Below are 12221 nucleotides of genomic sequence, written 5' to 3' on the forward strand. Positions count from 1 at the left end.
TCCGGAGGTCAGGCCGTTCTTCCCCAGACAAACTCATCCCGGAAGCTCATGTTTCCGGGATTTTTTGTCGATTTGCCGCTTCCGCTGAGTGCTGAGCAGACTGTATCAGCCGATCCCGCAGCAGCTGCACTTTCTGGTTAAGCTCGATCATCTGGGGCATCGTAAAACCGGAGCGGCGGAGCAATGTATCGGTCAGGCAGCCTGTCCTCGCATGAAGCTCCTTTCCCTTCGAGGTCAGGAAAACCTCGACAAGGCGCTCATCGTTCTTGCTTCGCCGCCGTGACAGAAATCCGGCCTTTTCCAAACGCTGGACGGCAGGGGTGATCGTGCTCGGTTCGAGGCCAAGGCGTTCTGCGATTCCCGATACGCTCAAGCCATCCTGCTCCCACAGCGCGCTCAGCGCCAGATACTGCGTATAAGTGACCCCCAGGTCATCCAGCATGGGCTTATAGGCGCGATTGATCGCGATGGCCGCCGAATAGATCGAGAAGCAGACTTGGCTATCAAGCGGGAGCGTGGGTGGGTTTTCCGACATGGGAATATCTGTACTTTTTTGCATTCCTCGGAGTATCTTATCACAAAAATCATTATTGCGATAAAAACTTCTGGACAGGCGTCATGACATGCAGTAGAAATTAGATATCGCGATAATGATTATCGCAAAAAGAGAGGAACTACCAAATGACCAAGAACATCGTCCTCGTCCATGGCGGCTTCGTTGACGGCTCGGGTTGGAAGGGCGTCTACGATATCCTCAAAAACAAGGGCTACAATGTTGCGATCGTACAGAACCCGACCATCTCGCTCGCTGACGATGTCGCGGTGACCAGGCGCGCCATCGCCCAGCTGGGCGGGCCTGTCGTACTTGTGGGCCATTCCTATGGCGGGGTCGTCGTGAGTGAAGCGGGTACCGACGAGAATGTAAGATCCCTCGTCTACATCGCGGCATTTGCGCCGGACAAAGGCGAGTCGGTCTCGACCCTGATCGCCAATCCCCCGGCTGGCGCCCCGGTTCCGCCGATCCTGCCGCCGGTGGACGGCTTCTTGTTCCTCGACAAGAGCAAGTTCGCCGCGTCCTTCGCCGCCGACGTCGATGGCGAAACGGCCGCTTTGATGGCCGACTCTCAGGTGCCGTGGGGAGTTGAGGCGCTTGCAGGCGCCGTCAGCGAGCCGGCTTGGAAGAGCAAGCCCAGCTTCTATCTCGTGGCGTCCGATGATCGCATGATCCCGCCGCCAGCGCAGCGCAAGATGGCGGAACGTGCAAATGCGCAAGTGATCGAAGTTCCCGGCAGCCACGCCATTTATGTCTCGAATCCGAAAGCGGTGGCTGACCTGATCGAGAAGGCAGCGGCGAGCACGAAGTGATCCGTCGAATGGAAGTCGGAGCATTGGCCGGGACAACCGATTATGTCCCGGCCCAAACCTTGATGAGTCAAACGCGATGAAGCTTCCGACGGTCCGTCAGTTGCCGAGGAAATAGGTGATCGTCGTGACGACGCGCACGTTCTTGTCGATCTGCTTTTCCGGCCGGTCATTGGGGATGTCGACCGCGGCCTTCACTTCGATGATGCCCTGATTGGCGGACTGGATGTCGCCGACCTTGGCGCCCGATTCTTGCGCGAACTTCTCCGCCGCCTCGCGCGCCCGCTTGGTCGCTTCCGTCAGCATCTCGCCCTTGAGGTCGGCGATCTTGGTGAAGACGAAGGAGGGGCCCGCATTGTAGGCATCGGAGGAGAAGACGACGCCCGATTTAAGGAGATCGCCCACCGCGCGCGACGAATCGGCGAGCTTCTGCACATCGCTCGACTTCACCAGGATGTCCTCGGTCAGGACGAAGCGGGTGGTCTCGGGCGTCGCTTGCGCATTGTAGCCCGCCATGCGGTCCTCGACCTGGATGTTCTGCACCCCATAGTCCGTATCGGCGAAGCCCCGGCCCTTGAGGAAGCTTTTCACCGCGTTTTCGCTGGTTTCGAGCGCCGAGCGGGCCGCTTCGAGCGTCGGACCCGTCGCCACGAACCGGATCGGCCAGAAGCCGAGATCGGCCTTGACGTCCCGCTCCGACAGGCCCTTGACGGTGAGGTCCGGAAGCCGAGCCGGCTTTTGACGAGGGATTCGCCGGCGAGAAAGCCGCCCGAAGCCACGCCGAGGCCGACCAGCCCGCCGGCGATAACCCTGGAAAATGCTGTCATTTTTGCGGTGCTCCGGGATGAAGTGCGGCGGTCAGGGGTGCACATCTGGTATGTGCCAATTCCGCGCCCTGGCGCATTTCCTCGAACCCCGCCTTTCTGCTAGTTTCCGCGCACCGTAACCGAGGAGCCTCTCATGAACAAGCACGCGGGCGCCGCCCAGTGGGATCCGTCGCCGAACAATCTCGAACCCTTCTGGATGGGTTTCACGCCGAACCGCGCGTTCAAGAAGAAGCCGCGCCTCATCGCTCGCGCCAAGGACATGCATTATTATGACATGACCGGCCGTCCGGTGCTCGATGCGACGGCGGGCCTGTGGTGCTCCAATGCCGGTCACTGCCGCGACCCGATCGTCGCGGCGATCCAGAAGCAGGCGGCCGAGCTCGATTTCGCCCCGACCTTCCAGTTCGGTCACCCCAAGGTGTTCGAGCTGTCCTCGCGCCTCGCCAATCTGGCGCCCGGCGATCTCAACTATGCCTTCTTCTGCAATTCGGGATCGGAAGCGGCCGACACCGCGCTCAAGATCGCGCTTGCCTATCACCGCGCCAAGGGCGAAGCCTCGCGCACCCGTCTGATCGGCCGCGAGCGCGGCTATCATGGCGTGAATTTCGGCGGCATCAGCGTCGGCGGCATGGTCGCCAACCGCAAGTTCTTCGGTACCATGCTTGCCGGTGTCGACCATCTGTCGCACACCTATAACCGCGCCGAGCAGGCATATAGCCGTGGCGAGCCGAAATGGGGCGGCCATCTCGCCGATGAGCTCGAAAGGCTGGTGGCGCTGCATGATGCCTCGACCATCGCCGCGGTCATCGTCGAGCCGATGGCGGGCTCGACCGGTGTCCTGGCGCCGCCGCAAGGCTATCTCAAGAAGCTGCGGCAGATCTGCGACAAATACGGCATCCTTCTCATTTTCGATGAAGTGATCACCGGCTTCGGCCGCTTGGGCTATCCCTTCGCCGCCGAGCGCTTCGGCGTCATCCCCGACCTGCTCACTTTCGCCAAGGGCGTCACTTCGGGCGCGATCCCGATGGGCGGCGTGATGGCGCGCCAGCATATCTATGATGCCTTCATGAACGGCCCCGACCATGTGATCGAGCTGTTCCATGGCTATACCTATTCGGGCCATCCCATTGCCGCCGCGGCAGGCGTAGCGACCCTCGAGACCTACAAGGAAGAGGGCCTGTTCGAGCGCGCGCTCAAGCTCGAGGACAAGTGGGCCGACGCCGCCATGTCGCTCAAGGGCAAGCCGCATGTCACCGACATCCGCACCATCGGCCTGGTCGCGGGCATCGATCTCGAGCCGATTCCGGGTTCACCCGGCAAGCGCGCCTATGATGCGATGGAGAAGGGCTTCCATGATCACGGCATCATGCTGCGCATCACCGGCGACACGATCGCCCTCTCGCCGCCCTTGATCATCAAGGAAGAGCAGATCGCGGAGATCTTCGAGGACAAGCTGCCCAAGGTCCTCGCCGCCATCTGATACTAGAAATAAAAAGAGCGCCGGCATTCCGATTCCGTTGGAATGTCCGGCGTTCTTGGCTTTTCCGTCAATCGACTTTGGCTTGGTTGTGTTAGTCTCGGGTCAGAGTGATTCGCGAGACGGGCATATGAAGCAGCCAACGCTGCCCCTGGGTGTCGCGGCCATCCTGGCCGTCGCGATCAGTGTCGCAGCCGGTGCCGGCGTGATAGCCTCGGGCCAGCGCCTGGAGATCGCACTCGCCATTGCCGCCTTCCTCCTTGCCGGTTCGCATCTGGTGATCTCTCTTTATCGCGACCTCTATTATCGCCGGAAATTCTCCGGCATCGGCGAAATGCACAAGCGTTCGCGCAAGCTCGCCGAGCAGCTGTCGGAACTCGCCGGCAGGCTCGACATTCTCGAAGATGAGCGCGCCGCGCCGCCGCAACCACCGCCGCCGCCAAAGCCAGAGACGGCCGACTTCAGCCGTGAATTCGAGGAATTGCGCCGCTCGATCAAAGAGCTTGCCGATGAATATGGCAAGGCATCAGGACCTCCGGAGCCGCGCCGCGAGCCCGACCTGTGGTCGACTGCGGCGCCCGAGGAGAAGCCTGTCGCCGTCGAGCATCAGCTTGAATTTTTCCTCGAGCCGATCGTGGCGCTGGGTGAGGATGTGACCGCGCATTATCGTGCCTCCCTGGTGCTCGAAGGCAACGGCCGGCGCGTCACTTTCGAGGAGCTGACGAAGCAGGCCGCGACCAACGGGTTGCGCCCCGATCTCGACGGTCACGCGGTGAGCCGGGCGCTGGCCGTCGGCAGCAGGCTGACCGCGAAGCGGCCGGGCACGGCGATCTTCGTGCCCATCGGGCCTGAGACCCTCGCCTCGCAAGCGGCGCTCGCGGCGATCGAATGGCAGATCGGCCGGGCGGGCCGCAACGCCATGAGCCTGGTCTTCGAGATCGATCATACCGCCATGGCGGCCTTGAGCCCGCGCGGCATCGAAGGCATGGCGCGGCTCGCCCGCAACGGCGCCGGCATGGCGCTGGCCAGGGCCCATGGCATGGGCATCGATCTCGCCGCCTTGCGTGATCTGCATTTCCGCTTCATCACCTTCAGCGCCGCGGCGCTGCCGACCGACCGCCACGCTGTTCCGGCCTGGGCCGAGACGGCCCGTCTTGCCGGCGAATACGGCTTCACCATCGGCGTCCAGGGCCTCTTCTATGAAGAGCAGATCTATGTCGCGACCCGCTGGGCCTCGCTCGGCAGCGGGCCGGTCTTCGCGCCGCCGCGCCGGGTCAAGGGCGAAGCCATCCCCGTCACGCAGATTCGTTCGGCTGCCTGATCACCATGCAGGACCTGTCGGCGCGTTATCCGGTCTGGCTATGCGACATCTGGGGTGTCGTCCACAATGGCGTTGCGCATTTTCCAAAGGCGGTCGAGGCCTTGCGGCGCCATCGCGGCAATGGCGGCCTCGTGGTGCTGCTCACCAATGCGCCGCGCAGTGCCGCGAAAGTGGCGGGACATCTCGCCCATCTCGGCGTGACGAACGAACATTATGATCTGATCGTCACCTCGGGCGACGTTACGCATGAGCTGATGAAGCCCTATGACGGGCATCGTATCTATTATCTGGGCCCCGAGCGCGACCTCGGCGTCCTCGATGACCTCAAGATCGTGAAGTCCTCGCCCGACGAGGCCGAAGTGATCCTGTGCGTCGGGCTCGTGCATGACGACACCGAGACGCCTCAGGACTATGCCGAGCTCCTGGCGCGGATGGCCCGGCGGCGGCTGCCGATGATATGCGCCAATCCGGACAAGGTGGTGCGGCGCGGCAACAAGCTCATTTATTGCGCCGGCGCCCTGGCCGAGCTTTATGCGTCCATGGGCGGCGAGGTCACCATGGCCGGCAAGCCCTACCGGCCGATTTACGAGCTGGCGCGAGCGCGTGTCGAAGAGAGGCGCGGGACGACGCCCGACACGCACATTCTCGCCATTGGCGATGGGCCCGAGACCGACATCAAGGGGGCCGCCGATTATGGTCTCGATGTGGTGCTGATCACCGCGGGCGGCATCTCGGAGGAGGGCGCAGATCCGGCCGAACTGGAGGCCGAGATCCGTAAAATCGTGCCTGGGGCCCGCATCATCCGCACGCTCCCGGATCTGAACTGGGCCTGATTTCACATAAAAATCATGGTCTTAGTCCTGGCTGTGACAAGACAGCCCTGCGACTTTGGAAGAACTTTCCTTGTGCGCCGCAATATGATTAGTTAGCAAACGCAAAATCATTGAGGAGCGTGGCGATGCCCAACGCCCACTATTGCATCGAGGATCTCGTGGTCGGCATGGAGGCCGCGCATGAGCGCGTGGTGACCGGCAGCGATATCGAGACCTTTGCCGAGCTTTCGGGTGACAACAATCCGGTGCATCTCGATGCCGATTTTGCCGCCAAGTCGCCGTTCAAGGCGCGCATCGCCCATGGCATGCTGACCGCGAGCTTCATCTCGACGGTCCTCGGCACCAAGCTGCCGGGCTATGGCTGCATCTATCTTTCCCAGACCTTGCGCTTCAAGGCGCCGGTGAAGATCGGCGACACGGTGAAGGCGCTTGCCCGCATCACCTCGCTCGATCGCGACAAGCGCCGTGCCGCTCTCGACTGCTCCGTTTCGGTCGGCGACAAGGTGGTCCTGGAAGGCGAGGCCCTTGTCCTCGTGCCCTCGCGCGGATAGACCGACGCTGCATGGACAGGATTATTGTTGAAGCCGGCGCGCCGTTGCCCGCGGCGCTGCGCGGCGCGGTTATCGCTATCGGCAATTTCGACGGCATTCACCGTGGGCACCAGCAATTGCTGGCCGAGGCCAGGAGCGAGGCAGAGCGCCGCAACACCCATTGGGGCCTCGTCACCTTCGAGCCGCATCCGCGTACGTTCTTCCGGCCCGCCGAACCCGCCTTCCGGCTGACGCCGCTGCCGCTGAAGGCGCGCCTCGTCGGCGCTCTCGGCGCCAGCTTCACCGCCGTTTTGGCCTTCGATGCGCGGCTGGCGGCGATGACGCCTGAGGATTTCGTGCGCCAGGAGCTCAGCGAACGCCTCGGCGTATCGCATGTCGTCACCGGCTATGACTTCCATTTCGGCCACGGCCGCAAGGGCACGCCCGAAACGATGCGTGAGCTCGGACGGCAATTGGGCTTCGGCGTCACCGTCATCGACCAGGTGACCGACGACAACGGCTTCGCGCCGTTCTCCTCGAGCGCCATTCGCGATTCCCTGCGCCACGGCCATGTGAGCGAGGCCGCCCGACAGCTGGGCTATTGGTGGACGGTCGAGGGCGAGGTCGTGCAAGGCGACCAGCGTGGCCGCACCATCGGCTTTCCGACCCTCAATATCGTGCTGCCCGACGGATCGGAGCCCTTCCAGGGCATCTATGCGGTGAGAGTGCGCGATGCCGCCAAGCCCGGCGCGCCACATTGGCGGGGGGCGGGCTATTTCGGGCGCAGGCCCACTTTCGCCAGCGAGAAGACCTTTCTCGAAGTCTATCTCATGGGCTTCAAGGGCGATCTCTACGGCAAGACGATGCTGGTCGAGTTCATCGATATGATCCGTCCCGACCGGCGTTTCGATACGATCGATGATTTGGTGGCGCAGATGAACCTCGATTGCGCCGAGGCGGAAAAGCGTCTGGCGGCGGTCGAGACGCACGATCCCTTGTCCGCTTTCCCGCTGGCCCAGGCACAGAAGGCGGGAACGCTGTAGGGCTTATCCCCTCTCCCCCGTTGGGGGCGAGGGTAATTTCAAGGAAACCTCACATGCCGGGTGAGATAGTCGAGGAAGGCGCGCACGCGCGCCGGCAGATGTCCGCCCTGTCCGACGAACACCGCATGCATCGTCTCGATGTCGCGCGGATTGTATTTCTCGAGCACCGGCACCAGGCGTCCGGCCTCGATGTCGGGCGTAATATGGAAGCTCGACAGCCGCGCGAGGCCGAGGCCGGCAAGCGCCACCTGGCGCAAGGCCTCGCCGTCGCTCACCAGCGCATTGCCGTCGAGCACCAGGGTCTGGCTGGCGCCGTTCTCATCGATGAAAGGCCAGCCCTCGATATGGCGGGCGAAGCAGAAGCCGAGCAGGTTGTGGCGCTCGAGATCGGCGAGCGTTTGGGGCTCGCCATGCTGCTTGAGATAATCGGGCGAGGCGACGATGATCAGCCGGCTTTCGCCGAGCTTGCGCGCCACGAGGCGCGATTCGCGCAACGGGCCGGTGCGGATGGCGACATCGGCCTGCTCCTCGAAGAGGTCGACCACCCGGTCGGTGAGGACGACATCGACCTTGACCTGCGGATATTCGGCGAGGAAGCCCGGCAGCAACGGCAAGAGGTAGTGATAGCCGAAAGGAACATTGCTGTTGACCTTGAGCCTGCCCTGCGGTGCCGCACCCGACGCCGCTTCGCGCTCGGCCGTCGCCATGTCTTCCAGGATGCGAAGCCCGCGATCATAGAAGGCAGCCCCTTCGGCGGTGAGCTGGAGCTTGCGGGTCGAACGGTTGATGAGCCTCGCACCCAGGCGGTTCTCGAGCCGCGCCACGAGCTTGCTCACCGCCGAGGGCGTCATGTTGAAGGCGCGGGCGGCGGCGGAAAAACCGCCGAGGTCAACGACCCGGACGAAGACCTCGATCTCGCCGGAGCGGTTGAAGTCGAGCCGGGTCACGACACCAGTTCTTCCTCATCGAGGAGGCCGGTCGGAAGCCCGTCCATGCTGGTGAGGTTCTTCTCCCGCCAATAGGCGCGAAGCCCGTCCTCGCCCTTGGCCTCTGCCCAGCGGTCGAGATTGCACCGCTCGCCCTGATAGTCGAAGAGCGGCACGCCATAGCCGCAGGACGTCTGCACCAGGTCGATATCAAGGCGGATGATCTGGCGGGCGCCCAGCGGCTCCTCGCCGCCGTAATGCGTATCGAGCAAAGCGAGATATTCAGCGCTGCCGCGGCGGATCATGCGGCCATTGCCATAGAGTCTGAGAATGACCGGCGGCCCTTCGAAGGCGCAGAACATGAGGGTGAGCCTGCCATCGACGAGGAGATGCGCCGCCGTCTCATTGCCGCTGCCGGTCTTGTCGAGATAGATGGCGGTCAAGTCGTCGACAAGGCGCAAGGCTTCGGTCGGGCGCGGCGAGATATTGACGCGGGTGCCTTCCGCCGCCGATGCGGTGAAGAAGATGCGCTGCCGCGCGATGAAGCTCTTGTGATTGTCCTCGATGCGGGCGAATTGCTTGGCCATGAAGCGCTCTTGCAGGTCAGCGTTTCTTTTTCGTCACATCGGTCGAAGGATCGAGCAGACGGTGCAGGTGCACGATGAAATAGCGCATCTGGGCATTGTCGATCGTCTCGCGCGCTTTGGCGAGCCAGGCCTTCTCAGCCAACGCGAAATTCGGGTAGATGCCGACGATGTCGAGCTTGGCGACATCCTTGAAGGTGACACCGTCGAGGTCGGTGAGTTCGCCGCCGAAGACCAGATGGAGGAGCTGCTCCGGTTGTCTCTTGGGTGCCTTGCTCATGAGGTTGCGAGTTGCTCCAGAAGCGCCGCATGCAGCGCATGCGACGATGCCACGTAATCCGCCTGCCGCGTCTCGCGGCGGTTATAGGTAAACATCTTGCCGTTCAGTCCGGTGACGGTGCCGCCCGCTTCGTGCACCAGAAGGTCGCCGGCCGCAAGGTCCCAGTCGTGCTTAGGCGCCGTCGACAGCGCCGCATCGAGCTCGCCTTGGGCGACGCGGGCGAGCCGCATGGCGAGCGGCGTGCTGCCGGAGGCTACGGCCTCGACCGGCGCCTTGGACTGAAGCTGCTTGAGGGCCGAGGCATTGCCGAGGATGCGGGCGCCGGCAAGTCCGCGGCCATTCGTCAGGCGAAGCAGCTTGCCATTGAGGCTCGCGCCATGGCCGCGCCGGGCTTGATAGAGGTCATCGGTCATCGGCCTGTAGATGGCGGCGAGCACGGGCCGGCCGTCGGTGAGGAGGGCGGCCACCACGCACCATTCATCGCCTCCATGGGTGAAGGCACGCGTGCCGTCGATCGGATCGACGATCCAGACATGCCGGTGGGCGAGACGCGCTTCGCTGTCGGGCGTCTCCTCCGACAGCCAGCCATAATCGGGCCGCGCTTCATGGAGGCGGGCCTTGAGTACCTTGTCCACCGCGAGATCGGCCTCGGTCACGGGCGAGCCGTCGCTCTTCGTCCAGCCCTTCACCGACTGTTGAAACAGCGAGCGGGCGAGAGCGCCCGCTTCACGCACGGCCGCCTCGAGAAGCTCAGCGTCCGCCAAGGGTCATTCCTTCGATCAGGCAGGAGGGCGCATTGATTGCGGTGCGGAAAGTGAGATCATTCGCCGGCACGAGCTTCGCGAATATGTCGGCGAGCTTGCCGGCCAGCGTCACCTCGCTCACCGGATAGGCGATCTCGCCATTCTCGATCCAGTATCCCGATGCCCCGCGGCTGTAATCGCCGGTCACGATATTGGGGCCATGGCCGATGAGCTCGGTGACATAGAAGCCTTCGCCGATCGCCTTCATCATGTCGGCAAGCGAGGCTTCACCCGGCTTCAGATGGACATTGGAGGACGAGGGGCCGGGCGGACCGGCGAGACCGCGCGCCGCATGTCCGGTCGTCTTGAGGCCGAGCTGGCGGGCCGAGCCCAGATCGAGGATCCAGCTCTTGAGCACGCCATCCTCGATGAGCGACAGCGGCCTGGTGGCGATGCCCTCCGCATCGAAGGGGCGCGAGGCGAGGCCGCGCGGCCGGCGCGGATCGTCGAGGATCTCGATACCCTTGGCGAAGAGCTGGGACCCGAGCCTGTCGCGCAGGAAGCTGGTGCCGCGCGCGATCGCCGATCCCATGATGGCGGAAAGGAAATGGCCGACGAGGCTCGCGGCAATCCGGTTGTCATAGATGACGGGAACGGCCTGCGACTTGACCTTGCGCGCGCCGAGGCGGCGCGCCGCGCGCAAGCCCGCCTCGTGCCCGATATCCTCCGCCTTGCGCAGATCTTCCAGGTGGATGACGGAGGAGTAATCGTAATCGCGCTCCATGAGGGTGCCTTCGCCGGCAATCGCCGTGGCGCTGAGCGAGACGCCGGTGCGGCGGTAGCTGCCGGCAAAGCCGTTGGAGGCGGCAAGGAGGATGGTGCGGTCCGAGGAGGAGGCGCCGGCCCCTCCCGACTTGCTCACCCCTTTGACCTTGAGCGCCGAGGCCTCGGCGGTGAGCGCCATGTCGCGCAAGCGGGTGGCGTCGGGCAATGCATCGCCCGCGATGTCGAGAGGCGCCCAATCCTTGGCGATCTCGTTTGCCGCGGCGATGCCGGCATAGGGATCGGCCGGTGCCGCTTTCGCCATGGCGACCGCCTGCTCGGCGATGCGCTCGATGCCGGCCGCATCGATCTTGGATGTCGCGATGGCGGCGGAAGACTGGCCGACGAGGACCCTGAGGCCGATCTCGCAGGCTTCCGATTGCTCGAGATTTTCGATCGAACCCTCGCGCACGCCGATCTCGAGACTATGTCCGTCGATGACCAGCGCATCGGCGGCGGTGGCGCCGAAGTGCTTGGCGCGCGAAAGGGCGGTCTCGGCAAGTTTGAGGAGGTCTTTGGTCATGGGATCAGCGTGTCAGTGTGTCGAGGAGAAGGCCAAGGAGGATCAGGAGTCCGAATTCGCGATTGGACCGGAACAGCTTGAGGCAGCGTTGCGGGTCGTTGATGTCGAGGCGTGAAATCTGCCACGCCGCATGGAGGGCGGCCGCGGCCACCCCCATATGGGCGAGAAGCCGCGCCTGCGCAAGCCAGAGGCTCGCCTCGATGAGGAGGAGGGCGAGGACGAAGAAGCCGCCGATCCACCACGCCGAGGCCGCGCCGAATTTGAGCGCCGTCGATTTGACCCCGATCAGCACGTCGTCTTCCTTGTCCTGATGGGCGTAGATCGTGTCATAGGCGAGCGTCCAGGAGATGCCGCCGAGATAGAGAAGGACGGCCGTTGAGGCGAGGCCGTCATGGATGGCGCTCCAGCTGACGAGCGCGCCCCAATTGAAGGCAAGTCCCAGAAAGACCTGCGGCCAATAGGTGAAGCGCTTCATGAAGGGATAGATGGCGACGATGACGAGCGATGCCGCGCCGATGACGACCGTCGTCCAGTTGAACTGGAGCAGGATGAGAAGGCCCATGAGGCATTGCAGAGCGAGGAAGATGAAGGCCCCTCTGACGCTCACCTGGCCCGAGGGAATGGGCCGCGAGCGGGTGCGCGCCACCTTGGCGTCGAAATCCCGGTCGGCAATGTCGTTGAGGGTGCAGCCGGCGCCCCGCATGATGATGGCGCCCAAAAGGAAGAGCAGCCCATACCAGAGATTGGGTACGCCCCCTTGGCCCGCGATCTGCGCCAGCGTCAGGCCCCACCAGCAGGGCAGGAGCAGGAGCCACCAGCCGATCGGCCGGTCGAGCCGCATGAGCCTTGCATAGGGCCGCAGGGCCTCCGGCATGAACCGGTCGACCCAATTGTCGGCAGGGGCATCGGCGACATGATCGATCATGGGGCGTCTGTTAGCCCGACATGGC

The 12221-nt window shown here is 63.8% G+C and carries 14 protein-coding genes; 6 read left to right on the plus strand and 8 right to left on the minus strand.

Translation table 11 applies throughout. The features are described from left to right. Nucleotides 1-46: 46 nt before the first annotated feature. Nucleotides 47-559, minus strand: coding sequence for a MarR family winged helix-turn-helix transcriptional regulator (locus DS839_RS18245; RefSeq protein ID WP_368911716.1), 513 nt, complete (start codon nt 557-559; stop codon nt 47-49). A 122-nt stretch (nt 560-681) separates the two neighbouring features. Here DS839_RS18245 and DS839_RS18250 point away from each other — a divergent pair, with 122 nt between their 5' ends. After that, the gene (locus DS839_RS18250) at nt 682-1365 is read left to right on the plus strand and encodes an alpha/beta fold hydrolase (RefSeq protein ID WP_119271881.1); all 684 of its coding nucleotides are present in this window, start codon (nt 682-684) and stop codon (nt 1363-1365) included. 96 nt (nt 1366-1461) lie between these two features. Here the strand turns inward: DS839_RS18250 and DS839_RS18255 are convergent, their stop codons facing one another. Next, nucleotides 1462-2208: an SIMPL domain-containing protein gene (locus DS839_RS18255; RefSeq protein ID WP_119271882.1), complete on the minus strand. Its 747-nt coding sequence runs from the start codon at nt 2206-2208 to the stop codon at nt 1462-1464. 114 nt (nt 2209-2322) lie between these two features. Here DS839_RS18255 and aptA point away from each other — a divergent pair, with 114 nt between their 5' ends. From aptA to DS839_RS18280, 5 genes are all read left to right on the plus strand, one after another. Then, nucleotides 2323-3669, plus strand: a complete 1347-nt coding sequence (gene aptA / locus DS839_RS18260; protein ID WP_119271883.1) for an omega-aminotransferase AptA — start codon at nt 2323-2325, stop codon at nt 3667-3669. 127 nt (nt 3670-3796) lie between these two features. After that, the gene (locus DS839_RS18265) at nt 3797-4987 is read left to right on the plus strand and encodes an EAL domain-containing protein (RefSeq protein ID WP_119271884.1); all 1191 of its coding nucleotides are present in this window, start codon (nt 3797-3799) and stop codon (nt 4985-4987) included. 5 nt (nt 4988-4992) lie between these two features. Continuing rightward, a complete protein-coding gene (locus DS839_RS18270; RefSeq protein WP_119271885.1) occupies nt 4993-5820 on the plus strand; it encodes a TIGR01459 family HAD-type hydrolase in 828 nt (275 codons plus the stop codon). A gap of 125 nt (nt 5821-5945) precedes the next feature. After that, a complete protein-coding gene (locus tag DS839_RS18275; protein ID WP_119271886.1) occupies nt 5946-6371 on the plus strand; it encodes a MaoC family dehydratase in 426 nt (141 codons plus the stop codon). An 11-nt stretch (nt 6372-6382) separates the two neighbouring features. Next, a complete protein-coding gene (locus tag DS839_RS18280) occupies nt 6383-7393 on the plus strand; it encodes a bifunctional riboflavin kinase/FAD synthetase (RefSeq protein WP_119271887.1) in 1011 nt (336 codons plus the stop codon). Between the two features lie 38 nt (nt 7394-7431). Here DS839_RS18280 and DS839_RS18285 read toward each other — a convergent pair whose 3' ends face one another. Genes DS839_RS18285 through ubiA form a run of 6 tightly spaced genes read right to left on the minus strand, consistent with a single transcriptional unit; the run spans nt 7432 to nt 12196 of the window. Further along, nucleotides 7432-8340 carry a LysR family transcriptional regulator gene (locus DS839_RS18285; RefSeq protein ID WP_119271888.1) on the minus strand — a complete coding sequence of 303 codons (909 nt, stop codon included), beginning with the start codon at nt 8338-8340 and terminating at the stop codon, nt 7432-7434. Beyond that, nucleotides 8337-8906, minus strand: a complete 570-nt coding sequence (locus DS839_RS18290; RefSeq protein ID WP_119271889.1) for a pyridoxamine 5'-phosphate oxidase family protein — start codon at nt 8904-8906, stop codon at nt 8337-8339. The genes DS839_RS18285 and DS839_RS18290 overlap by 4 nt, the downstream gene beginning before the upstream one ends. 16 nt (nt 8907-8922) lie before the next feature. Then, the gene (locus DS839_RS18295) at nt 8923-9183 is read right to left on the minus strand and encodes a DUF4170 domain-containing protein (RefSeq protein WP_119271890.1); all 261 of its coding nucleotides are present in this window, start codon (nt 9181-9183) and stop codon (nt 8923-8925) included. After that, entirely contained in the window at nt 9180-9947 is a 768-nt protein-coding gene (locus DS839_RS18300) for a 3'(2'),5'-bisphosphate nucleotidase CysQ (RefSeq protein ID WP_119271891.1), read from the minus strand. The genes DS839_RS18295 and DS839_RS18300 overlap by 4 nt, the downstream gene beginning before the upstream one ends. After that, nucleotides 9934-11271: a TldD/PmbA family protein gene (locus DS839_RS18305; protein WP_119271892.1), complete on the minus strand. Its 1338-nt coding sequence runs from the start codon at nt 11269-11271 to the stop codon at nt 9934-9936. Before DS839_RS18305 ends, DS839_RS18300 begins: the two co-directional genes overlap by 14 nt. Before the next feature lie 4 nt (nt 11272-11275). After that, nucleotides 11276-12196 (minus strand): 4-hydroxybenzoate octaprenyltransferase, encoded by a 921-nt coding sequence (ubiA, locus tag DS839_RS18310; RefSeq protein ID WP_119271893.1) that lies wholly within the window; start codon nt 12194-12196, stop codon nt 11276-11278. Between the last annotated feature and the right edge of the window lie 25 nt (nt 12197-12221).

The organism is Taklimakanibacter deserti, assembly GCA_003574785.1.